Here is a 21,678-nt window from a genome sequence, read left to right as displayed (position 1 = left end):
ATGGAGCCAATGGATGCCGCTTGATCTTTCGCTATACCTGGTAACCGATGCAGGTTTATGTGCTGAAAAAACCCTGGAACGTACCGTTGAAGACGCTGTTGCTGGCGGTGTCAGCATTGTACAACTGCGCGACAAGCAGGCCAGTAATGCGGCCATGACTGAGCAGGCCAAACGGCTGAAAAGCCTGCTGGCAGGAACCGGCGTTCCTTTGATCATTAACGACCGCCTTGAGGTGGCAATTGCCAGCCAGGCCGATGGGCTGCATGTCGGGCAAAGCGATGCCACCATCGAACAGGCCCGTCAAGCGCTAGGCGAGAAGGCGATCATTGGCCTTTCGGTCAACACCTTGATGCAGCTTTCCCAAGCGCCAATCAGCCTGCTGGATTATTTTGGTTTTGGCCCGGTATTTGCCACGCCCAGCAAAGGCGATCACGAGCCGCCCATTGGCTTTGAGGGCCTGGCAGCCTTAACCTCAGCCAGCCGCTTACCGGGCGTTGCCATTGGTGGGTTGAAGGCCGCTCATATGCGTGATGCCAAACGCAGTGGTGCTGCCGGAGTTGCGGTGATTTCAGCGATCTGCGGGCAAGCGTCTCCTCGTGAGAGTGCCTATCATCTGGCTAGGCAGTGGGCCGACGCTTAAGGCTAGTACGGCGGTCGTGGTAAGCAATCGCCAGGCCGCTGCTAATAATCAGCACGCTACCCACCAGCACCCAGATATCCGGTAATTCACCCCAGAACCACCAGCCCAGCAGCACCGCCCACAGCATGGCAGTGTAATCAAAGGGGGCGGCAATCGCGGCGGGGGCATGGCGAAAAGCCATGGTGATAAACGCCGTGGCGCCGACGCCTAAAACGCCTGACAGCAGAAAGCCGGGCCAATGCTGCGGATGAGGCGTCTGCCATACCCAGGGAAGCGTCAGTGCCGTCAGCAGCATGGGGATCAGCGTCATATAGAACACCATGGCCCAGAGGTGCTCACGGCCACCATAGCGGCGGGCGGTAATCATCATCAAGGCGTAACAGACCGCCGCCGCTATCATCACCAATGAACCCAGCTGGAAGGCCTCTCCGCCCGGGCGTACCACAATGACCACGCCCACAAACCCGACCAGTGAGGCAATCAGTACAGGCGGGTCAATACGCTCGCCGAGCAAAGGAACGGAGAGCAGAGTGACAAACATGGGCGCGACAAAGACAATGGCTGTGGCTTCCGCCAGGGGCAGCATGGTCAGCCCCCAGACAAAAAGCCCATGGTGCCGGTATAAATCACCCCCGCATCAGATGCACCTTAGGCCTGCGCGTTTGCAGCTTGCGCAGGCCACCAGCACCAAAGTGGGCCAGTAGCGCAATCAGCGGCAAGGATACTAGGGTGCGGAAAAACACGATTTGCAGTGGTGAGTGCACTTCTCCCAGCCATTTGGACACGGCATCGCCCAGCGCCAGAAACAGCACCCCGATACACATGAACATAATGCCTTTGAAAGAAGTGGTCATATCAACGTTTCTCGTTATCCAGATAAACAAAAAACCCCGCGAGGTTACCCAGGCGGGGGTCATATACTTAACTTAACACTACAGGCTGGCGTTTACGACCATACAATCCATGCCCTGAGAGCGTAGCTGCACACAGGCGCGACGAGCTTGCTGTTCATCAAGGGAAACCACACGGGCACGAAACAGCTGATTTTGGCCTGGCACTGCCTGTACGGCCACTTGGCCGCTTATGTAAGTGCCTAGCTTCTGCGATGCCTGGGTTGCCATGCGCCGCGCCAGGCCTTCTTCAGCAAAAGCGCCTAGCTGAACCCCCCACCCCCATGACTCGCCGACGTGGGTCGAGTGGCCGCACGAATAGCCACTTCACGAACCTCGCGAACCGGATTGGCAGAATTGCTGGCATTGCGATTGTCAATATAAGCATTGCTGATACTGGCATAGGCGGGCTGTGAGTAACGCGGAGGCGATGCATCAAAGCGCATATATTCACGCGAAAAATCGGCATTGGCCAGCCAGTTGCCCTGGTCGCGCAGGCGTGAACGGAGAAAGCTTCGATCTAGCAAATCCGCCATATGGGCATCACGCGACTTGGACGTAAAGCCCCCATGACTATCCCGACCAGACGGCGGTTACCCCGAGTGGCGGTCGTCGCTACGTTAAAACCGGACGCGCGGATAAAACCGGTTTTCAAGCCGTCAGCCCCAGGATAGTTACGTACCAAACGGTTATGACTTTTATGCGTTTTGCCGTTAAAGTTGAACGACTGCAATCCAAAATAATGATAGTACTGCGGAAAGTCATCCATCACTCGCACCGCAAGTCGAACCATGTCTCGAGCGGTGGTCACCTGGCCACTATCAGGCAGGCCGGAGGCGTTTTTGAAGGTGGTAGAGGTCATACCAAGCTCACGGGCACGTTCGGTCATCTGTAGCGCAAACATGCCTTCAGACCCCCAGTGCTTCTGCAAGAACAGCAGCCACGTCATTGGCAGACCGCACGGCCAAGGCGCGAATGGCCTGATCAACCGTAATAGTGCTGCCCGCTGGCAGCCATAATTTAACGGCTGGCTTTGCAGCAGCATAGGCCGATACAGGCAACGGTTGATGCAACGAAAGGCGGCCACTCTCCAATGCTTCAAACGTCATGTAAAGCGTCATCATCTTGACCAGAGAAGCCGGGTAACGGCGCTCGTCCGCGTTTTCAGCGTAGAGCACTTCACCATTATCCAGATCAACCACGATACCGGCATAGCGGGGGTTTGCCTGCGCGACGGAAGCTACTGACAGCATCAGCAGTATCAGGACAGCCAGCATGATAGAGGCACCTGGCCGATAGGCGCTACGATGCTGAGCGTTCGAACAATGGCCAGCCTGCATGATCAAGCCCTCTGAGTTCCTTGTTGATAACAAACTATTCCGTCACTGATTGAGCGCTACTGCTATTAGTGACATAGAGAATAGCGGTTTTTAAGCTATCTGTATCTGCCATCCAGTCCCATCAGCAATTAAAAAAGCAGCAAAAAAACCGGCCTGATAGTCACTGGCATTATGCCAGAGATATCAGGCCGGTTTTACCGTCACCCTTGCGTCGAAACAGAACTTAATCTTCGACGGCGACGTCTTCCACCATGGGGCGGTCTACCAGTTCAACGTATGCCATCGGCGCGTTATCACCGGCGCGGAAACCGCACTTGAGAATACGGATGTAGCCACCCGGACGCTCGGCATAACGCGGGCCCAGTTCGTTGAACAGTTTGCCCACCGCTTCCTTGGAACGCGTGCGGGAAAACGCCAAACGACGGTTGGCAACGCTATCCTGCTTGGCCAGAGTAATCAGCGGCTCAATAACGCGACGCAGCTCTTTGGCTTTCGGCAGGGTTGTCTTGATAATTTCATGCTCGACCAGTGATACAGACATGTTTTTGAACATGGCCTGACGGTGCGAGCTGGTACGATTTAAATGACGACCACTCTTACGATGACGCATGGTTGTGATTCCTTACCAAACTGGGACTCAAGATGACGCTCACGCGGAGGCCTTGTCGTCCTTCAGGCTTGCTGGCGGCCAGTTCTCTAACCGCATGCCGAGGGACAAGCCACGTGCTGCCAGTACATCCTTGATTTCATTCAAGGACTTCTTGCCGAGATTAGGTGTCTTCAGCAGCTCAACTTCGGTACGCTGAATCAGATCACCAATGTAATAAATATTCTCGGCTTTCAGGCAGTTCGCGCTGCGAACAGTCAACTCAAGATCGTCTACGGGGCGCAGTAGAATCGGATCAACATGATCCTCTTCCTCTTCGACTTCTTGCTCTTTATCAGCTTCAAGGTCGACGAAGGCGGCCAACTGCTCTTGCAAGATGGTCGCACTGCGGCGGATAGCCTCTTCTGGATCCAGGGTGCCGTCTGTTTCCAGATCGATAATCAGCTTATCGAGGTCAGTACGCTGCTCGACACGGGCTGCTTCAACGGCATAAGAAACACGACGCACAGGGCTGAAAGTAGCATCCAGCTGCAGGCGGCCAATCGCCCGTGATTCATCATCTGAACCACGAACATCAGCAGGCTCGTAGCCGCGCCCCAGTGCCACTTTAAGCTGAATTTTCAGCTCGGCACCTTCGTTTACGTGCGCAATGACGTGATCCGGGTTGACGATTTCAACGCTGTGATCAAGTGCAATGTCGCCAGCAGTGACGACGGCTGGGCCCTGCTTGTTCAGCGAGAGCACCGCCTCATCGCGGCTGTGCATTTTGATCGCAACATCTTTAAGGTTCAGGAGGATTTCAATTACGTCCTCCTGCACTCCTTCGATGGCACTATATTCATGCTCGACACCTGCGATTTCAGCCTCAACCACGGCGGCACCGGGCATGGACGAAAGCAGAATGCGACGCAGTGCATTCCCAAGAGTGTGACCAAAGCCGCGCTCGAAGGGTTCGAGAACGATCTTGGCATGATGTGCGCTAATTTCTTCGACCTTGATGTCGCGAGGACGGAGAAACTCTGTCACTGAACGCTGCATAAAAACACCTTTCAGGCTGCCAAACGGGTTCTGAGCACTCTGGAAAGTCAGTAAAACAATCCAGAATAACCGGGCGGGTTAGGCACCACGCCCGGACATGAAGAAGCCAGTCAAGACTTACTTCGAGTACAGCTCGACGATCAGATTTTCGTTGATGTCGGCAGTCAGGTCACCGCGTTCAGGCAGAGCCTTGAAAGTGCCTTCCATCTTCTTGGCGTCTGTTTCGATCCAGATCACATCACCACGGTTGGCCGCCAGGGCCATGGCGCTTTGGATGCGAGCCTGATTCTTCGCCTTTTCGCGAACGGAAACAACGTCACCTGGCTTGACCTGATAGGAAGCCACGTTAACGGTTTTGCCGTTCACAGCAATTGCCTTGTGACTGACCAGCTGACGTGCTTCTGAGCGAGTCGAGCCAAAGCCCATGCGGTAGACGACGTTATCCAGTCGGGATTCGAGCAACTGCAACAATACTTCACCGGTTGCACCTTTCAGGCGGGCGGCTTCTTTGTAGTAGTTACGGAACTGCTTTTCGAGTACGCCATACATACGGCGTACTTTCTGCTTCTCACGAAGCTGCAAGCCGTAGTCGGAAAGACGCTGACGACGCTGGCCGTGTACACCCGGAATCTGTTCGGATTTACACTTTTTCTCGAAGGGAGTCACACCACTCTTTAAAAAGAGGTCTGTGCCTTCACGACGAGACAGTTTGCACTTCGGTCCAATATAACGAGCCATGAATCTGTCTCCTTAAACGCGGCGTTTCTTAGGCGGACGGCAGCCATTGTGGGGAATGGGCGTCGCGTCAGTGATGCTTTGCACGCGGAAGCCGGCGGCATTGAGTGCGCGCACGGCGGATTCACGACCAGGACCTGGGCCTTTGACCAGCACGTCGACGTTTTTCACACCATACTCGGCTGCAGCAGTTGCTGCACGTTCACTTGCTACTTGAGCAGCGAACGGGGTGCTCTTGCGAGAACCACGAAAACCCGAACCACCGGCAGTTGCCCATGAAAGAGCATTGCCCTGGCGGTCTGTGATCGTCACGATCGTGTTGTTAAAAGAGGCATGGATATGCGCTACGGCGTCCACTACCTGCTTTTTAACCTTTTTACGGTTACTACGCGGGTTAGCCATGTTGATGTCTATTCCTGTCTTTACGTCAACTCTCTATTAAAGAGCCTGCGTGTTATTTGCGGATCGGCTTACGCGGGCCCTTACGGGTACGCGCGTTAGTCTTGGTCCGCTGACCACGCAGCGGAAGACTACGGCGATGACGCAGACCACGGTAGCAACCCAAGTCCATGAGACGCTTGATATTCAGCGTGACATCACGGCGTAGGTCGCCTTCTACGGTATACTTACCAACTTCAGAACGAACGGTATCCAGTTCTTCACTGGACAGGTCCTGAATCTTGGTAGTCGGCGCGATACCAGCTGCAGCACAGATGTGCTCAGCACGGGTACGGCCAATCCCGAAGATGTAGGTCAGCGAGATCGCCGCATGCTTGTTGTCCGGGATATTGACGCCTGCAATACGGGCCATCAGCTTACTCCGAAGTTTGAGCGGCTTGCTCGTTTGTTCATCTTTAAAAGGCGCAACAGAATACCTCTACCAGAGCTGGATTGCAAGCATTGCAACCAGCCAGGCAGCAGAGACCCTGACGCCAGCATGTTCAGGCCAGGATTAACCCTGACGCTGCTTGTGCCGAGGCTCCGTGCAAATAACGCGTACAGCGCCATTGCGACGGATAATCTTGCAGTTACGGCACATTTTCTTTACGGAAGCTCGAACTTTCATCGATCTTTCTCCAAAAACCGTCTCGCGGTGCGCCCTCGACACTGGTTGCCGAGGGGCTTCCCTCACGGGTATTAAAGCGTTGGACATCGCCTCAGCGCATGATGCCGCCGCTGCCGTAGCCTTTCAGGTTGGACTTCTTCATTACTGAATCGTACTGATTGGACATCAAATGCGACTGCACCTGAGCCATGAAGTCCATGATAACCACCACGACAATCAACAGGGATGTACCGCCAAAGAAGAACGGAACATTCCAGGCCACAATCAAAAACTGGGGCATCAGAGAAACTGCGGTGATGTACAGTGCACCGAACAAGGTCAGACGTGTCATGACCTTATCTATGTAGCGAGCAGTTTGCTCACCTGGACGTATCCCCGGCAAGAAGGCACCTGACTTTTTAAGATTGTCAGCCACATCTTTAGGGTTAAAGACCAGCGCTGTGTAAAAGAAGCAGAAGAATACCACTGCCGCCGCGAAAAGCAAGATATAAAGCGGTTGACCCGGGCCGAGCGCCTGAGATGCGCGCTGCAGCCACTCCATGCCTTCACCCGCCCCCATCCACTGACCGATCGATGCCGGGAACAGTAGAATACTGGAAGCAAAGATAGCCGGAATGACACCGGCCATATTAACTTTCAAAGGCAGATAACTGCTTTGGCCTGCATACATCTTGTTTCCCACCTGACGACGTGGGTAGTTCACCTTGAGACGGCGTTGGCCGCGCTCGATGAACACCACGAACGCCACAGTGGCGATACCTAGTGCAGACAAAGCCAACAGCGGCAGTACATTCCAGGCGCCTTCATTACGGGCAAGCTCGAAAGCCTGACCGATGCCACCAGGAAGCCCGGCGACGATACCAGCAAAGATCAGCAATGAGATACCGTTGCCGATGCCTTTTTCGGTAATCTGCTCGCCCAGCCACATCATGAACACTGCACCTGACACAAAGGTGACAATAGCAGTGAAATAGAAGCTGAAGTCAGCGCTGTAGGCAATTCCCTGACTAGCCAGGCCCACCGACATACCGGTGGCCTGAACCAATGCCAGTATCACCGTGCCGTAGCGGGTGTACTGGCTGATCTTGCGGCGGCCGGCTTCCCCTTCCTTCTTGAGCTGTTCAAGATGGGGGAAACCGCGGACATCAGCTGCATGATAATCGACGCGGAAATATAGGGCATAATACCCAGCGCGAGGACACTCATGCGCTCCAGTGCACCACCCGAGAACATGTTGAACATGCCCAGAATGGTACCCTGTTGCTCCCTAAACAAGGCAGCAAGCTGGTCAGGATTGATACCGGGTACGGGAATGTGGGCACCGATACGGTAGACCACAATGGCGAGGAGCACGAAGCGCAGACGCGCCCATAGTTCACTCAGACCGCTACCCATCGCCGGCATATTTCCTGACTTGGCCATTTAGTCCTCTACCTTTCCGCCAGCGGCTTCGATAGCAGCCCGCGCACCCTTAGTGCACTTGATGCCGCGAACCGTAACCGCCTTGTTGAGATCGCCTGACAGGATAATCTTCGCATGACGCGTAGAGTCCTTCAGCACGTTGGCATCTTTCAGCGTGTCAAGAGTGACTTCATCACCGGCTACTTTCGCCAGCTCAGCCACGCGGACTTCTTCAGATACCAGTGACTTGGCAGAGGTAAAACCAAATTTTGGCAGGCGACGCTGCAACGGCATCTGACCGCCTTCAAAACCTGGCTTGACGCTGCCGCCACTGCGTGACTTCTGGCCTTTGTGGCCACGGCCACCGGTCTTGCCCAGACCGGAACCGATACCACGACCAACACGCTTTTCAGCCTGCTTTGAGCCCGGTGCCGGGCTCAGAGTATTGAGTTTCATGGATTACTCTCCCTCAACGCGCACAAGGTAGGTTACCTTGTGGATCATGCCGCGTACGGCGGGGGTGTCTTCCAGTTCAACCGTGTGACCGATGCGACGCAGACCCAAGCCCATGATAGTGGCCTTGTGCTTGGGCAGAATCCCGATGGTGCTGCGGACCTGGGTAACCTTGATCGTTGCTGCCATGGTATTCACCCCGTGATCGCTTCGACAGACAGGCCACGCTTGGCAGCCACGTCTTCCGGTGCCTGCATTGACGCGAGACCATTGACGGTTGCGCGGACAACGTTGACCGGGTTAGTAGAACCGTAGCACTTGGCCAGTACATCGTGGACGCCAGCGAGCTCAAGTACTGAGCGCATGGCACCGCCTGCGATGATACCGGTACCTTCAGAAGCCGGCTGCATGTACACCTTGGAAGCACCGTGACGGGCTTTTACCGGGTACTGCAGCGTGTGGCCTGCAAGGTTAACCTTGACCATGTTGCGACGCGCTTGTTCCATCGCCTTTTGAATGGCAACCGGCACTTCACGTGCCTTACCACGACCAAAGCCGACACGACCTTTACCATCACCAACGACGGTCAGTGCGGTAAAGCCGAAAATACGACCACCCTTGACCACCTTGGCGACACGGTTGACCTGCACGAGCTTTTCCTGCAGATCACCGTTTTGCTGTTCGTTCTTCGCCATCGTAAAACCCTTTAGAATTCCAGGCCGCCTTCACGTGCGGCGTCGGCCAGAGCCTTGACGCGACCGTGATACATAAAGCCAGCACGATCGAAGGCCACCTGGGTGATGCCTGCTTCTTTTGCGCGTTCGGCAATCAGGGCGCCGACTTTCGTGGCAGCCTCTGTATTACCGGTTGCACCCTCGCGAAGCGCTTTGTCCAGCGTAGATGCACTGGCCAGCACTTTGCCACCATCCGGCGAGATAATCTGCGCATAGATGTGACGTGGGGTACGGTTGACGCACAGGCGGAACGCGCCTAGCTCGCGGATCTTGGCGCGAGCACGGCGGGCACGACGGAGACGAGATTCTTTCTTCGCGTTCATAACCCTGCCTTACTTCTTCTTGGCTTCTTTGCGACGCACCTGCTCGTCGGCGTACCGAACACCCTTGCCTTTATACGGCTCAGGGGGACGGAAGGCGCGGATTTCCGCGGCGCACTGACCGAGCTTCTGCTTGTCCGCGCTTTTCAGCACGATAACGGTGTTCTTCGGCGTTTCCGCTGAGACACCTTCAGGCAGTTCGTAGTCGACCGGGTGCGAGAAGCCCAGTGAAAGATTGAGCGTCTGGCCCTTTACTTGGGCACGATAACCGACGCCAACAATTTCGAGGGATCTTGTAAAGCCCTCGGATACGCCCGTGACCAGGTTCTGAACCAAGGCGCGGGTAGTACCGGCCATTGCCCAGCTCTTCGCCGATTCACTCGGCGCGAAGGTCAGTTGGCCGTCTTCCTGTGCAATCACGACATCATCGTGAACCTGCATGGAAAGCGTACCTTGACCACCTTTGACGGTCACTGTGCCTGCGTCAAGCTTGATATCAACGCCGGCGGGCAGTTTAACCGGATATTTCGCTATGCGGGACATTCCAGCCTCCTAGAATACGGTGCAGATGACTTCGCCACCGACACCCGCCTGGCGCGCGGCACGATCGGTCATCACACCATTGGAAGTGGTGACAATCGCGATACCCAGACCATCGGCGACCTTAGGCAGGTTGTCTTTGCCCTTGTACTGGCGCAGAGACGGCTTGGAAACCCGCTGGATGTGGTCGATAACCGGCTTGCCCTCAAAGTACTTGAGAGTGACGGTCAGTTCGGGCTTGCTGCTTTCAGCCACTGAGTAATCAGTGATGTAGCCCTCTTCTTTCAGCACGCGGGCCACTTCCACTTTCAACTTGGAGGACGGCATGGTTGCCGTCTCCTTGGTGGCCATCTGCGCATTGCGGATACGGGTAAACATATCCGCCAGAGTGTCTTGCATGCTCATTTAATGTGCGCTCCTGATGATTCTACGTGGCACTTACCAGCTGGACTTTTTAAGGCCAGGGACGTCGCCACGCATGGCGGCTTCACGCAGCTTGTTACGGCCGAGGCCGAACTTGTTATAGAAACCGTGCGGACGGCCGGTAACGCGGCAGCGATTACGCTGACGTACCGGGCTTGAATCGCGCGGCAGTTGCTGCAGCTTAAGCTGCGCGTCGAAGCGCTCTTCGTCGGAAGCGTTAACGTCCTGGATGATTGCTTTGAGCTCAGCGCGCTTGGCAGCGTATTTGGCTACCAGGTTCGTGCGCTTGAGCTCACGCTCTACCATGCTTTTCTTTGCCATGATCCAACCCTTATTTTTTGAAGGGGAAGTTCAGTGCACGCAAAAGTGCACGACCTTCCTCGTCGGTGTTGGCGGTAGTGGTGATGGTGACATCCAACCCCGGATATGATCGATCTTATCATACTCGAGTTCCGGGAAGATGATCTGCTCACGCACACCCATTGAGTAATTGCCACGACCGTCAAAAGACTTCGGGTTGAGACCACGGAAGTCACGCACGCGTGGAATCGCGATGTTGACCAGACGGTCCAGGAAGTCCCACATACGCTCGCTGCGCAGTGTGACCTTGACACCGATGGGCCAACCTTCACGCACCTTGAAGCCCGCGATGGACTTGCGTGCCTTGGTCACCAGCGGCTTTTGACCGGAAAGCTTCTCCAGATCGCCGATGGCATTATCGATCAGCTTTTTATCGCTGACCGCTTCGCCGATACCCATATTAAGGGTCACTTTCGTGATCCGGGGTACCTGCATTACGTTGGCGTAGCTGAACTCTTCTTTCAGTTTAGCTACAACCTCGTTTTGATAACGTTCTTTCAAGTTCGCCATTTTGCTACCCGACTCACGTTAGGCGTCGATCTGCGTCTGCGTCGACTTGTAGATACGTACCTTGGTACCGTCTTCCTGGACTTGGAACCCGACGCGATCCGCCTTACCGGTCTCCGAATTGAAGATGGCTACGTTGGACGCGTGAATCGGAGCCTCACGCTCAACGATACCGCCCTGATTTCCCGCCATGGGATTTGGCTTGGTGTGACGCTTGATCATATTCACACCGGACACCACAAAGCGGTTTTCTAATACCCGCTTGACGGTGCCACGCTTGCCTTTATCCTTCCCGGCGATGACGATGACTTCATCGTCACGTTTGATCTTTTGCATATCCGCCTCGCTCCTTACAGCACTTCAGGCGCCAAGGAAATGATCTTCATGAACTTTTCATTACGAAGTTCACGAGTGACCGGCCCGAAAATACGGGTCCCGACCGGCTGTTCGTTGGTGTTATTCAACAGAACCGCCGCATTCCCGTCGAAACGGATCAGCGAACCGTCAGGACGACGGACGCCGCTCTTGGTACGGACGACAACCGCTTTCATGACCTGGCCTTTCTTGACCTTGCCACGCGGGATCGCCTCTTTTACTGATACTTTGATGACGTCACCAACGCGAGCGTAGCGGCGGTGTGAACCGCCTAACACCTTGATGCATTGCACCCGGCGCGCTCCGCTGTTGTCAGCGACATCCAGCATTGTCTGAGTCTGAATCATCGGTTTTCTCCAAACCTAATCTGACTGCACTGGTTGAACAGGCGCAGGCAATTAACCTTTAGCCTGCTCGACCACCTCGATGAGGGTCCAGGCTTTCTTCTTGGACAGCGGACGGCACTCTTGAATAGAGACCGTGTCGCCAGCCTTCGCCTGATTCGACTCATCGTGGGCGTGCAACTTGGTGGAGCGCTTTACGTATTTTCCGTAGATCGGGTGACGCTCACGACGCTCGATCATTACCACGATGGACTTGTCCATCTTGTCACTCACCACTTTACCGGTGAGTGTACGGGCTTTCTTTTCTTCGGCCATCTCAGTCACCTGCCTTCTCGTTAAGCACAGTCTTCACGCGGGCAATATCCCGACGGACCTGCTTGAGCAGATGAGTCTGGCTCAGTTGGCCGGTGGCCTTCTGCATGCGCAGGTTAAACTGCTCGCGGAGGAGTTCGAGGAGCTGTTCCTGAAGCTCTCCGACTGACTTTTCACGAATTTCTTGGGCTTTCATCACATCACCGTCCGTTTCGCAAAGGTGGTGGATATGGGCATTTTCTGGGCGGCCAGCTCAAACGCTTCACGCGCGAGCTCTTCTGACACACCTTCAATCTCATACAGGACCCGACCCGGCTGGATTTGGGCTACCCAGTACTCGACTGAACCTTTACCTTTACCCATACGAACTTCGAGTGGCTTTTTGGAGATCGGCTTATCAGGGAATACGCGGATCCAGATCTTGCCGCCACGCTTAACGTGACGTGTGATCGCACGACGGCCGGCTTCGATCTGACGCGCAGTGATGCGGCCGCGACCGGTAGCCTTGAGGCCATACTCCCCGAAGCTAATCTTGCTTCCGCGCTGTGCCAGGCCGCGGTTACGACCTTTCTGCACTTTACGGAATTTTAAACGCTTGGGCTGTAACATCGACTCGCTCTCCCCTTACTTGGAACCTTTCTTCTTGGGCGCGTTGCCGGCGGGCTGTTGCTTGGCCCTGGCACGTACTTCCTCGATACCACCGAGGATTTCACCCTTGAAGATCCACACTTTGACGCCGATAACGCCGTAGGTGGTGTGAGCTTCGTAAGTGGCGTAGTCGATATCCGCACGCAACGTGTGCAGCGGAACGCGACCTTCGCGGTACCATTCAGTACGTGCGATTTCAGCACCACCCAAGCGGCCTGACAGCTGGATCTTGATACCGCCAGCACCGAGACGCATTGCGTTCTGTACCGCACGCTTCATAGCGCGACGGAACATGACACGGCGTTCGAGCTGACCGGCAACGTTAGCAGCTACCAGTTTGGCATCCAGTTCCGGCTTGCGAACTTCTTCGATGTTCACATGGACCGGTACGCCCATCATCTCGCCGAGATCACGACGCAGACGATCAACGTCTTCACCCTTCTTGCCAATCACGATACCCGGACGGGCGGTGTGAATGGTGATACGGGCGTTATTAGCTGGACGCTCGATATTAATGCGGCTCACGGAGGCGTTTTTCAGACGCTCTTCCAGGAAGCTACGCACTGCGAGATCGTTATTGAGCTTATCGGCGTAAGCGCCGCGCTCGGCATACCAGACAGAAGCATGGTCTTTGACGATGCCCAGTCGAATGCCTGTTGGATTGACTTTCTGACCCATCTGGTCGACTCCTACTTCTCGGCTACCTTGACGGTGATGTGACAGGTGCGCTTCAAGATACGATCCGCACGCCCTTTGGCACGCGGCTTGATACGCTTGAGCGTCATGCCCTCATCGACGCAGATGGTCGATACACGCAGCTCGTCGATATCCATGCCGTTATTTTCTTCCGCGTTTGCAATGGCGGACTGCAGCACTTTCTTGACCAGTTTGGCAGCCTTCTTCGGTGAGAAGGTCAGCAGGTCGAGTGCCTCGGCGACCGGTTTACCGCGCACCTGGTCAGCCACCAAACGGGCCTTCTGGGCGGATAAACGAGCGCCACGCAACTTAGCTGTGACTTCCATCTCTCAATCCTCTCTGGCTTACCGTTTGGCTTTCTTGTCCGCTACGTGCCCACGGTAAGTGCGGGTGGCAGCGAATTCGCCTAGCTTGTGACCAACCATTTCCTCGGAGACATGCACCGGGACGTGTTGGCGACCGTTATGTACTGCAATGGTCAGACCTACCATGTTCGGTAGAATCATCGAACGACGCGACCAGGTCTTGATCGGTTTACGGTCGTTCTTTTCCACTGCAACCTCGACCTTCTTCAAAAGATGAAGGTCAATAAAGGGACCTTTCTTTAGTGAACGTGGCACAGCCGTTACCTCTTAATTTCTTGGCAAGTTCAATCACCGAGCCTTACGGCGACGGATGATCAGTTTGTCGGTGCGCTTGTTCTTACGCGTCTTATGACCCTTGGTCGGGACACCCCATGGCGTGACCGGATGACGGCCACCACTGGTGCGGCCTTCACCACCACCATGCGGGTGGTCTACCGGGTTCATCGCAACACCGCGAACGGTGGGACGTACGCCTCTCCAGCGCTTCGCACCGGCCTTGCCAAGTTGACGCAGGCTGTGCTCAGAGTTACTTACTTCACCCAGGGTCGCGCGGCACTCTGCCAACACTTTACGCATTTCGCCGGAGCGAAGACGCAAGGTAGCGTAATTGCCTTCACGCGCAACCAGCTGTGCGCTAGTACCAGCGCTGCGAGCAATCTGCGCACCTTTACCCGGCTTGAGTTCAATACCGTGAACGGTAGAACCCAACGGATGTTACGCAGCGGCAACGCATTGCCTTTCCTGATCGGCGCGTTAACACCAGATTCCAGCACGTCACCCGCGCTGACACCTTTCGGTGCAATGATGTAACGACGCTCACCATCGGCATACTTCAGCAGCGCAATGTGCGCACTGCGGTTGGGATCATGTTCCAGACGCTCAACGGTGGCCGGAATGCCATCCTTGGTGCGTTTGAAATCGATCAGCCGATAGTGCTGACGGTGACCACCGCCCACGTGGCGGGTAGTGATGCGGCCGTAGTTGTTACGCCCACCGGACTTGGACTGCTTTTCCAGAAGCGGTGCATAGGCACGGCCCTTGTAAAGCGTCTCGCCAACAATCTTAACGACGTGGCGACGACCGGCGGATGTGGGTTTGGTCTTGACGATTGCCATTATCCGTACTCCTGCCCTTATTCGGCGCCAGAGAAGTCTTCGAGCGTTTCGCCCGCGGCCAGGGTGACATACGCTTTGCGATACCCTTTGCGCATGCCAACGCCATTTGCGGTACGCTTCGTCTTGCCTTTGACGTTTAGCGTCTGAACACTGGCGACTTTCTTGTCGAACAGTGCTTCAACTGCTTTTTGATCTCAGGCTTGGTAGCGTCGCTCGCCACCTTGAAAACGTACTGATTGCGCTCAGCTGCCATCGCGGCCTTTTCGGTCACGTGTGGCCCGAGCAGAACCTTGAATACGCGTTCCTGGTTCATGCCAGCTTCTCCTCGAATTTACGCAGGGCGGAGACGGTGACCAACACCTTGTCAAAGGCGACCAGGCTCACCGGGTCAGCAGCAGCAACATCCACCACATCAACATGCGGAAGGTTGCGTGCGGCCAGATAGAGCTTCTCGTCAACTTCTTCAGTGACGATCAGGACCTTTTCCAGATCCAGCTCTTTCAGCTTGGCAGCGACCTGCTTGGTCTTGGGCGCATCAACGAGAAACTCTTCCACTGCCACCAGACGCTCTTGACGAACGAGCTCGGACAGGATGGAGCGCATCGCTGCGCGGTACATTTTGCGGTTAACTTTCTGGCTGTGGTCCTGAGGACGCGCCGCGAAAGTTACGCCACCACTGCGCCACAGCGGGGAACGAATGGTACCGGCACGTGCACGGCCAGTACCTTTTTGACGCCATGGCTTCTTACCACCACCACGTACGTCAGAGCGATTCTTCTGAGCGCGCGTTCCCTGACGACCGCCGGCCAGATAAGCCGTGACCACCTGGTGAACCAGCGCTTCATTGAATTCATTGCCAAATGTGGCGTCGGCTACTTCAACGGTACCCGCACCTGCAGCAAGATTCAGATTCATTGGTAAACTCCCCTTCAGCCTGCTTTCACGGCGCTGCGAACGATGACATTACTGCCGGTTGCGCCCGGTACAGCACCCTTGATGAGCAGCAAATTACGCTCGGCATCGACGCGCACGATCTCAAGGCTCTGAACGGTGCAGCGGACATTGCCCATCTGACCGGCCATCTTTTTGCCCTTGAATACACGCCCAGGAGTCTGACACATACCAATGGAGCCCGGCGCGCGGTGCGACAGAGAGTTACCATGAGTATTGTCTTGGGTACGGAAGTTCCAGCGCTTAACAGCACCCTGGAAACCTTTACCCTTGGAGGTACCGGTCACATCGATCTTCTGACCAGCTTCAAAGAGGGATACGGTGAGTTCGCCGCCCACTTCAGGAGCCTGCTCGCCTTCTTCAAGACGAAACTCCATCAAGGAACGACCAGCCTCAACACCTGCCTTGGCAAACTGACCCGCTTGCGCCTTGGTGAGGTGCTTGGCTTTACGAGAGCCTGTTGTAACCTGAACCGCAGCGTAGCCATCAGTCTCAACTGACTTAACGCGAGTAACGCGGTTAGGATCAACTTCAATAACGGTTACGGGCACAGATGCACCGTCTTCGTTAAAGACGCGGGTCATCCCGGCCTTAGTACCGACCAAACCGATAGTCATTCTCAGTTCTCCTATAGTGTACGGGGCTGTCACCCGCTATGGCTGCCCTTTCCAGAGCATTCCACTAGCACATTGTGTGGCGCCTCACGGCGCGGCGACTGCTGCTTCTGTTGTCTTGATGCTCACCCTGAGGATGAAGCCAGAAAGCGCTGGGTCGCGAGTGTCTAGTGTAATTAGTCGAGCTTGATTTGCACGTCTACGCCAGCAGCGAGATCGAGCTTCATCAGGGCATCAACTGTTTTCTCAGTAGGCTCAACAATGTCGAGCACACGCTTATGGGTACGAATCTCATACTGATCACGCGCGTCCTTATTGACGTGCGGAGAGATCAGTATGGTGTAACGCTCACGATTGGTCGGGAGCGGAATCGGACCACGAACCTGAGCACCAGTACGCTTTGCGGTATCAACGATTTCCGCAGTGGACTGGTCGATCAGGCGATGATCGAACGCTTTCAACCGAATGCGAATCTTCTGGTTCTGCATTAGCCCTAAACTCAAATGGATGTCGACGGCGCGAGCCGTCTACCCACGCATTCAAAGGATGCGCATTATAGGCACAGCGATAGCACATGTCAAACATTTGCTTCCACTGCGCAGAAAAGGGGGCTCATGAAGAGCCCCCTTGAGTACTTCCGGATCTATTTACTGAACGATCTTGGCAACAACACCAGCACCAACAGTACGACCACCTTCACGGATAGCGAAACGCAGACCGTCATCCATCGCGATCGGTGCAATAAGGGTAACAACCATTTTAACATTGTCGCCCGGCATGACCATCTCGACACCTTCCGGCAGTTCACAGGTACCGGTTACGTCGGTGGTACGGAAGTAGAACTGCGGACGGTAGCCCTTGAAGAAAGGCGTATGACGACCACCTTCTTCCTTGGACAGTACGTACACTTCTGCTTCGAAGGTAGTGTGCGGCTTGATAGTGCCCGGCTTGGCCAGAACCTGACCACGCTCGACGTCATCACGCTTAGTACCACGCAACAGGGCGCCAACGTTCTCACCAGCACGACCTTCGTCGAGCAGCTTACGGAACATTTCGACACCGGTAACGATAGTCTTGACAGTATCGCGGATACCCACGATTTCCACTTCTTCACCGGGCTTGACGATACCGCGCTCTACACGACCGGTAACAACAGTACCACGGCCAGAGATAGAGAAGACGTCTTCGATCGGCATCAGGAACGGCTGGTCGATAGCGCGCTCAGGTTCCGGGATGTACGCGTCCATTGCCTTGATCAGGCTGGCAACAGCGGTAGTACCCATACCGTTCTCGTCTTCACCGTTCAGCGCCATCAGCGCAGAACCAGTGATGATCGGCGTATCATCGCCCGGGAAGTCGTACTCGTCGAGGAGCTCACGAACTTCCATTTCAACCAGCTCAAGCAGCTCTTCGTCATCGACCATGTCCGCCTTGTTCAGGAAGACAACGATGAACGGAACGCCAACCTGGCGAGACAGCAGGATGTGCTCGCGAGTCTGCGGCATCGGGCCGTCAGCAGCAGAACATACCAGGATAGCGCCGTCCATCTGCGCTGCACCGGTGATCATGTTCTTGACGTAGTCAGCGTGCCCCGGGCAGTCGACGTGTGCGTAATGGCGCACTTCAGACTGGTACTCAACGTGAGAAGTCGCGATGGTGATACCGCGCTCACGCTCTTCCGGAGCATTATCAATGGTGTCGAACTCACGCCAGTCACCGCCGAAAACTTCAGCAGAAACGCGGGTCAGAGCCGCTGTCAGGGTTGTTTTACCGTGGTCAACGTGACCGATGGTACCAACGTTGACGTGCGGTTTGGAACGTTCAAATTTTTCCTTAGCCACTGCTATAACCTCTTTATAAGCTAACGGTTAACCGTTTTGATTGATGACGGCTTCTACGACGCTGGAGGGCGCCTCGTCGTATTTCGCGAACTCCATGGAGTAGCTCGCACGGCCCTGGGTCTGTGAGCGCAGGTCGGTTGCATAACCAAACATCTCACCCAGCGGCACCATTGCACGGATAACTTTACCTGAAGAGGAGTCATCCATGCCCTGCACCAAACCGCGACGACGGTTCAGGTCGCCCATGACGTCACCCATAAAGTCCTCGGGAGTCACGACTTCGACCTTCATCACCGGTTCCAGCAACACGGCCTTGGCCTTCCTGGCGCCTTCTTTGATTGCCATGGAAGAGGCAACCTTGAACGCGGTCTCGTTGGAGTCCACGTCATGGTAGGAACCATCGAACAGCGTAACCTTGACATCAATCATCGGGCAGCCCGCGATGACACCGTTCTTGAGCTGTTCGTAGGCTCCCTTCTCCACCGCAGGGATGTATTCCTTGGGAACCACACCACCTACGATTTCCGAAACGAATTTGAAGAAGATTTCATCATCCCCTTCGCCTTTCTCTTCGGCTGTCAGAGGCTCGATGCGCATGACCACATGACCATACTGACCGCGACCACCCGACTGACGTACAAACTTGCCTTCCTGTTCAACACTGCCGCGAATGGTTTCGCGGTAGGCCACCTGAGGCTTACCAATATTGGCATCAACCTTGAACTCACGACGCATACGGTCGACAAGAATATCAAGGTGTAGCTCGCCCATACCGGAAATGATGGTCTGACCAGTCTCTTCGTCGGTTTTCACCTGGAAGGACGGATCTTCCTGAGCCAACTTGCCCAGTGCAACACCCATCTTTTCCTGGTCGGCCTTGGACTTCGGCTCAACGGCTACCGAAATAACCGGATCCGGGAATTCCATACGCTCAAGGACGATCTTGTTGTTGATATCACACAGGGTATCGCCTGTCGTGACATCCTTCAGACCGATACAGGCGGCGATGTCGCCCGCACGTACTTCCTTGATTTCTTCACGCGAGTTGGAGTGCATCTGTACGATACGACCGACGCGCTCTTTCTTGCTCTTGACCGAGTTGAAGACACCGTCACCTGAATTCAACACGCCAGAGTAGACGCGAATAAAGGTCAGGGTACCTACGAAGGGGTCGGTTGCAATCTTGAAAGCCAGGGCGGCAAAAGGAGCACTGTCATCCGCTTCACGGGTGTCAACAGTACCGTCCTTGTCGTCAAGCTCACCTTCAATTGCCTTGACTTCTGTCGGTGACGGCATGTATTCGATAACGCCATCCAGCACTGCCTGAACGCCCTTGTTCTTGAAGGCCGAACCACAGGTCACCAGGACGATATCGTTAGCCAGGGTGCGCGCGCGCAGTCCCGCCTTGATCTCTTCAACGGTCAGTTCGCCGCCTTCAAGATACTTGTCCATCAACTCGTCAGTACCTTCGGCAGCCGCTTCGACCATTTCTTCGCGGTACTTCTCAGCCGTTTCCTGCAGCTCTGCCGGAATATCGACAAGCTCGTAGTTCATGCCCAGGCTGGCTTCATCCCACAGGATGGCCTTCATCTGGATCAGGTCGATAACGCCCTTGAAGTCTTCTTCCGTGCCCCAGTTGATCTGGATCGGCACGGCTTTGGCGCCCAGACGCTCTTTCAGCTGGTCAACCACCATGAAGAAATCAGCGCCGGTGCGGTCCATCTTGTTGACGAAGACCATGCGCGGAACTTCATACTTGTTAGCCTGACGCCAGACGGTTTCCGTCTGCGGCTGAACACCGGATGAACCACACAGAACAACAACAGCACCATCAAGAACACGCAAGGAACGTTCAACTTCGATAGTGAAGTCTACGTGTCCCGGTGTATCGATGATGTTGATACGGTGCTCAGGAAACTGCTTGTCCATACCCTGCCAGAAACAGGTGGTCGCAGCAGAGGTAATGGTAATACCACGCTCCTGCTCCTGCTCCATCCAGTCCATGGTGGCCGCACCATCATGAACCTCACCCACCTTGTGTGACAGGCCGGTGTAAAACAGTACACGCTCGGTTGTCGTGGTTTTACCCGCGTCAACGTGTGCGACGATACCGATATTACGGTAACGATTTAATGGGGTCTTGCGTGCCACGGTGGTAGCTCCCGTTGGTTGGCGATGCTCGAAAACTGGCTGCAACTGGGTGTTTATATGCCAATGCCGCCATCCAGTGGATGACGGCGTCTGATACATAGATAACTCAGTACCAGCCTAGGCAGCGAGCTTAGAAACGATAGTGAGAGAATGCCTTGTTGGCTTCAGCCATACGGTGCACGTCTTCACGCTTCTTGACCGCAGAACCCTTGCCTTCTGCGGCATCCAGCATTTCACCCGCCAGACGCTGCACCATTGTTTCTCACCGCGACGACGCGCCGCGTCGACCAGCCAGCGCATTGCCAGCGCTTGACGACGGGACGGACGAACTTCTACCGGCACCTGATAGGTCGCACCACCCACGCGGCGCGACTTGACTTCGACCATCGGCTGGATAGTTTCCAGCGCCTTGTCGAAGATTTCCAGCGGCTCTTCTTTACTACGCTCGGCAACCTTGTCCAACGCACCATAGACGATGCGCTCAGCTACGGACTTCTTGCCGCTGAACATCAGGTGGTTCATGAATTTCGCCAGGCGCTCACTTCCGAATTTAGGATCCGGCAGGATGTCGCGCTTTGCTGCAATTCTTCTTCTAGGCATGATAAGCCCTCAATTAAGGATCCTTCAGGTAAACTCGAGACTCACTGCTAATCAGCCGCTCGACCTTACTCTTATCAGACCAACAAAAATTCAGTTATCGCTTTAATAAACTACGTCTTTTCCGCTTCATCCATCTGACAAAGTCAGAAAGAACTTACGACTTAGGACGTTTAGTACCGTACTTGGAACGGCCTTGCTTACGGTTCTGAACACCAGAGGTATCCAAAGCACCGCGAACGGTGTGATAACGCACACCTGGCAAATCCTTTACACGGCCGCCACGAATCAGGACAACAGAGTGTTCCTGAAGGTTGTGGCCTTCACCACCGATGTAGGAAGACACTTCGAAGCCGTTGGTAAGGCGCACACGGCAGACCTTACGCAGGGCCGAGTTCGGCTTCTTCGGGGTAGTAGTATAAACGCGGGTGCAAACACCACGCTTTTGCGGGCATGCCTGAAGCGCCGGCACGTCACTTTTGTGACCGGGCGCTTGCGCGGCTTGCGCACGAGCTGATTAATCGTTGCCATAGCTGTAGCTGACTCCAATGGTTGCCTTGCCTTGCAGTGAGTACGGGCGAACCCACCCCACTATTGAAGGCTGCGCATTCTAAT

The 21,678-nt window shown here is 55.1% G+C and carries 31 protein-coding genes and 7 pseudogenes; 1 reads left to right on the top strand and 37 read right to left on the bottom strand.

The window, feature by feature from the left end; translation table 11 throughout:
* The first annotated feature begins 13 nt into the window (after window positions 1–13).
* Window positions 14–640 (top strand): thiamine phosphate synthase, encoded by a 627-nt coding sequence (gene thiE / locus HLB35_RS04790; RefSeq protein ID WP_171701713.1) that lies wholly within the window; start codon window positions 14–16, stop codon window positions 638–640.
* Here the strand turns inward: thiE and HLB35_RS04785 are convergent.
* The 37 genes and pseudogenes from HLB35_RS04785 to rpsL all read right to left on the bottom strand — a co-directional run bounded on the left by HLB35_RS04785 (window position 618) and on the right by rpsL (window position 21,594).
* Window positions 618–1,494 (bottom strand): annotated as a pseudogene (locus HLB35_RS04785) (DMT family transporter). The gene thiE and the pseudogene HLB35_RS04785 sit on opposite strands and share 23 nt — an antisense overlap.
* Window positions 1,495–1,572: 78 nt before the next feature.
* Window positions 1,573–1,761 carry an SPOR domain-containing protein gene (locus HLB35_RS18215; protein WP_328731102.1) on the bottom strand — a complete coding sequence of 63 codons (189 nt, stop codon included), beginning with the start codon at window positions 1,759–1,761 and terminating at the stop codon, window positions 1,573–1,575.
* 32 nt (window positions 1,762–1,793) lie between these two features.
* The gene (locus HLB35_RS18210) at window positions 1,794–2,066 is read right to left on the bottom strand and encodes a hypothetical protein (protein WP_328731100.1); all 273 of its coding nucleotides are present in this window, start codon (window positions 2,064–2,066) and stop codon (window positions 1,794–1,796) included.
* Window positions 2,051–2,479, bottom strand: coding sequence for a D-alanyl-D-alanine carboxypeptidase family protein (locus tag HLB35_RS18205; RefSeq protein WP_328731098.1), 429 nt, complete (start codon window positions 2,477–2,479; stop codon window positions 2,051–2,053). Before HLB35_RS18205 ends, HLB35_RS18210 begins: the two co-directional genes overlap by 16 nt.
* Window positions 2,439–2,807: a D-alanyl-D-alanine carboxypeptidase family protein gene (locus HLB35_RS18200; RefSeq protein WP_328731096.1), complete on the bottom strand. Its 369-nt coding sequence runs from the start codon at window positions 2,805–2,807 to the stop codon at window positions 2,439–2,441. The genes HLB35_RS18205 and HLB35_RS18200 overlap by 41 nt, the downstream gene beginning before the upstream one ends.
* 286 nt (window positions 2,808–3,093) lie before the next feature.
* Window positions 3,094–3,480 (bottom strand): 50S ribosomal protein L17, encoded by a 387-nt coding sequence (gene rplQ, locus HLB35_RS04770; RefSeq protein WP_171701712.1) that lies wholly within the window; start codon window positions 3,478–3,480, stop codon window positions 3,094–3,096.
* 39 nt (window positions 3,481–3,519) lie between these two features.
* Entirely contained in the window at window positions 3,520–4,515 is a 996-nt protein-coding gene (locus HLB35_RS04765) for a DNA-directed RNA polymerase subunit alpha (RefSeq protein ID WP_100820751.1), read from the bottom strand.
* 117 nt (window positions 4,516–4,632) lie between these two features.
* Window positions 4,633–5,253, bottom strand: coding sequence for a 30S ribosomal protein S4 (rpsD, locus tag HLB35_RS04760; RefSeq protein ID WP_171701711.1), 621 nt, complete (start codon window positions 5,251–5,253; stop codon window positions 4,633–4,635).
* Window positions 5,254–5,265: 12 nt separating this feature from the next.
* Window positions 5,266–5,652, bottom strand: a complete 387-nt coding sequence (rpsK, locus tag HLB35_RS04755) for a 30S ribosomal protein S11 (protein ID WP_009723883.1) — start codon at window positions 5,650–5,652, stop codon at window positions 5,266–5,268.
* Between the two features lie 52 nt (window positions 5,653–5,704).
* Window positions 5,705–6,061 (bottom strand): 30S ribosomal protein S13, encoded by a 357-nt coding sequence (gene rpsM / locus HLB35_RS04750; protein WP_171701710.1) that lies wholly within the window; start codon window positions 6,059–6,061, stop codon window positions 5,705–5,707.
* A 141-nt stretch (window positions 6,062–6,202) separates the two neighbouring features.
* Complete coding sequence (gene rpmJ, locus HLB35_RS04745) at window positions 6,203–6,316, bottom strand: 50S ribosomal protein L36 (RefSeq protein WP_031384759.1); 114 nt, start codon at window positions 6,314–6,316, stop codon at window positions 6,203–6,205.
* 91 nt (window positions 6,317–6,407) lie between these two features.
* Window positions 6,408–7,738: pseudogene (gene secY / locus HLB35_RS04740) on the bottom strand (preprotein translocase subunit SecY).
* The gene (rplO, locus tag HLB35_RS04735; RefSeq protein ID WP_171701709.1) at window positions 7,739–8,173 is read right to left on the bottom strand and encodes a 50S ribosomal protein L15; all 435 of its coding nucleotides are present in this window, start codon (window positions 8,171–8,173) and stop codon (window positions 7,739–7,741) included.
* Between the two features lie 3 nt (window positions 8,174–8,176).
* A complete protein-coding gene (gene rpmD, locus HLB35_RS04730; RefSeq protein ID WP_171701708.1) occupies window positions 8,177–8,359 on the bottom strand; it encodes a 50S ribosomal protein L30 in 183 nt (60 codons plus the stop codon).
* Window positions 8,360–8,364: 5 nt separating this feature from the next.
* Entirely contained in the window at window positions 8,365–8,865 is a 501-nt protein-coding gene (gene rpsE, locus HLB35_RS04725; RefSeq protein WP_171701707.1) for a 30S ribosomal protein S5, read from the bottom strand.
* Between the two features lie 11 nt (window positions 8,866–8,876).
* Window positions 8,877–9,227 carry a 50S ribosomal protein L18 gene (gene rplR, locus HLB35_RS04720; RefSeq protein WP_100820744.1) on the bottom strand — a complete coding sequence of 117 codons (351 nt, stop codon included), beginning with the start codon at window positions 9,225–9,227 and terminating at the stop codon, window positions 8,877–8,879.
* Window positions 9,228–9,236: 9 nt separating this feature from the next.
* On the bottom strand, window positions 9,237–9,767 hold the full coding sequence (rplF, locus tag HLB35_RS04715; RefSeq protein WP_171701706.1) for a 50S ribosomal protein L6: 531 nt from the start codon (window positions 9,765–9,767) through the stop codon (window positions 9,237–9,239).
* A 9-nt stretch (window positions 9,768–9,776) separates the two neighbouring features.
* Window positions 9,777–10,169, bottom strand: coding sequence for a 30S ribosomal protein S8 (gene rpsH, locus HLB35_RS04710; RefSeq protein ID WP_100820742.1), 393 nt, complete (start codon window positions 10,167–10,169; stop codon window positions 9,777–9,779).
* A 33-nt stretch (window positions 10,170–10,202) separates the two neighbouring features.
* The gene (gene rpsN / locus HLB35_RS04705; RefSeq protein WP_100820741.1) at window positions 10,203–10,508 is read right to left on the bottom strand and encodes a 30S ribosomal protein S14; all 306 of its coding nucleotides are present in this window, start codon (window positions 10,506–10,508) and stop codon (window positions 10,203–10,205) included.
* Between the two features lie 10 nt (window positions 10,509–10,518).
* A pseudogene (gene rplE, locus HLB35_RS04700) lies at window positions 10,519–11,057 on the bottom strand (50S ribosomal protein L5).
* 18 nt (window positions 11,058–11,075) lie between these two features.
* On the bottom strand, window positions 11,076–11,390 hold the full coding sequence (gene rplX, locus HLB35_RS04695) for a 50S ribosomal protein L24 (RefSeq protein WP_171701705.1): 315 nt from the start codon (window positions 11,388–11,390) through the stop codon (window positions 11,076–11,078).
* A gap of 14 nt (window positions 11,391–11,404) precedes the next feature.
* On the bottom strand, window positions 11,405–11,776 hold the full coding sequence (gene rplN / locus HLB35_RS04690) for a 50S ribosomal protein L14 (RefSeq protein WP_100820738.1): 372 nt from the start codon (window positions 11,774–11,776) through the stop codon (window positions 11,405–11,407).
* A gap of 51 nt (window positions 11,777–11,827) precedes the next feature.
* Entirely contained in the window at window positions 11,828–12,088 is a 261-nt protein-coding gene (gene rpsQ / locus HLB35_RS04685; RefSeq protein WP_171701704.1) for a 30S ribosomal protein S17, read from the bottom strand.
* Between the two features lies 1 nt (window position 12,089).
* Window positions 12,090–12,281 carry a 50S ribosomal protein L29 gene (rpmC, locus tag HLB35_RS04680; protein ID WP_016915779.1) on the bottom strand — a complete coding sequence of 64 codons (192 nt, stop codon included), beginning with the start codon at window positions 12,279–12,281 and terminating at the stop codon, window positions 12,090–12,092.
* Window positions 12,281–12,694, bottom strand: coding sequence for a 50S ribosomal protein L16 (rplP, locus tag HLB35_RS04675; RefSeq protein ID WP_171701703.1), 414 nt, complete (start codon window positions 12,692–12,694; stop codon window positions 12,281–12,283). Before rplP ends, rpmC begins: the two co-directional genes overlap by 1 nt.
* Before the next feature lie 15 nt (window positions 12,695–12,709).
* Window positions 12,710–13,411, bottom strand: coding sequence for a 30S ribosomal protein S3 (gene rpsC / locus HLB35_RS04670; protein WP_171701702.1), 702 nt, complete (start codon window positions 13,409–13,411; stop codon window positions 12,710–12,712).
* Window positions 13,412–13,422: 11 nt separating this feature from the next.
* The gene (rplV, locus tag HLB35_RS04665) at window positions 13,423–13,755 is read right to left on the bottom strand and encodes a 50S ribosomal protein L22 (RefSeq protein ID WP_010626471.1); all 333 of its coding nucleotides are present in this window, start codon (window positions 13,753–13,755) and stop codon (window positions 13,423–13,425) included.
* An 18-nt stretch (window positions 13,756–13,773) separates the two neighbouring features.
* On the bottom strand, window positions 13,774–14,049 hold the full coding sequence (rpsS, locus tag HLB35_RS04660) for a 30S ribosomal protein S19 (protein ID WP_100820735.1): 276 nt from the start codon (window positions 14,047–14,049) through the stop codon (window positions 13,774–13,776).
* A 33-nt stretch (window positions 14,050–14,082) separates the two neighbouring features.
* Window positions 14,083–14,909, bottom strand: a pseudogene (gene rplB, locus HLB35_RS04655) (50S ribosomal protein L2).
* A gap of 17 nt (window positions 14,910–14,926) precedes the next feature.
* Window positions 14,927–15,222, bottom strand: a pseudogene (rplW, locus tag HLB35_RS04650) (50S ribosomal protein L23).
* Complete coding sequence (rplD, locus tag HLB35_RS04645) at window positions 15,219–15,824, bottom strand: 50S ribosomal protein L4 (RefSeq protein ID WP_171701701.1); 606 nt, start codon at window positions 15,822–15,824, stop codon at window positions 15,219–15,221. The pseudogene rplW and the gene rplD overlap by 4 nt, the downstream one beginning before the upstream one ends.
* A gap of 14 nt (window positions 15,825–15,838) precedes the next feature.
* Entirely contained in the window at window positions 15,839–16,477 is a 639-nt protein-coding gene (gene rplC / locus HLB35_RS04640; protein ID WP_171701700.1) for a 50S ribosomal protein L3, read from the bottom strand.
* Between the two features lie 173 nt (window positions 16,478–16,650).
* A complete protein-coding gene (gene rpsJ, locus HLB35_RS04635; protein WP_171701699.1) occupies window positions 16,651–16,962 on the bottom strand; it encodes a 30S ribosomal protein S10 in 312 nt (103 codons plus the stop codon).
* Between the two features lie 159 nt (window positions 16,963–17,121).
* Window positions 17,122–18,315, bottom strand: coding sequence for an elongation factor Tu (gene tuf / locus HLB35_RS04630; RefSeq protein WP_171701698.1), 1,194 nt, complete (start codon window positions 18,313–18,315; stop codon window positions 17,122–17,124).
* Window positions 18,316–18,342: 27 nt separating this feature from the next.
* Window positions 18,343–20,466: an elongation factor G gene (gene fusA / locus HLB35_RS04625; RefSeq protein ID WP_171701697.1), complete on the bottom strand. Its 2,124-nt coding sequence runs from the start codon at window positions 20,464–20,466 to the stop codon at window positions 18,343–18,345.
* Between the two features lie 130 nt (window positions 20,467–20,596).
* Window positions 20,597–21,066: pseudogene (gene rpsG, locus HLB35_RS04620) on the bottom strand (30S ribosomal protein S7).
* A gap of 154 nt (window positions 21,067–21,220) precedes the next feature.
* Window positions 21,221–21,594, bottom strand: a pseudogene (gene rpsL, locus HLB35_RS04615) (30S ribosomal protein S12).
* Between the last annotated feature and the right edge of the window lie 84 nt (window positions 21,595–21,678).

It is taken from the genome of Vreelandella azerica (genome assembly GCF_013112225.1).
Lineage (GTDB): Bacteria > Pseudomonadota > Gammaproteobacteria > Pseudomonadales > Halomonadaceae > Vreelandella > Vreelandella azerica.
This window is presented reverse-complemented; position numbering and strand designations above follow the sequence as displayed.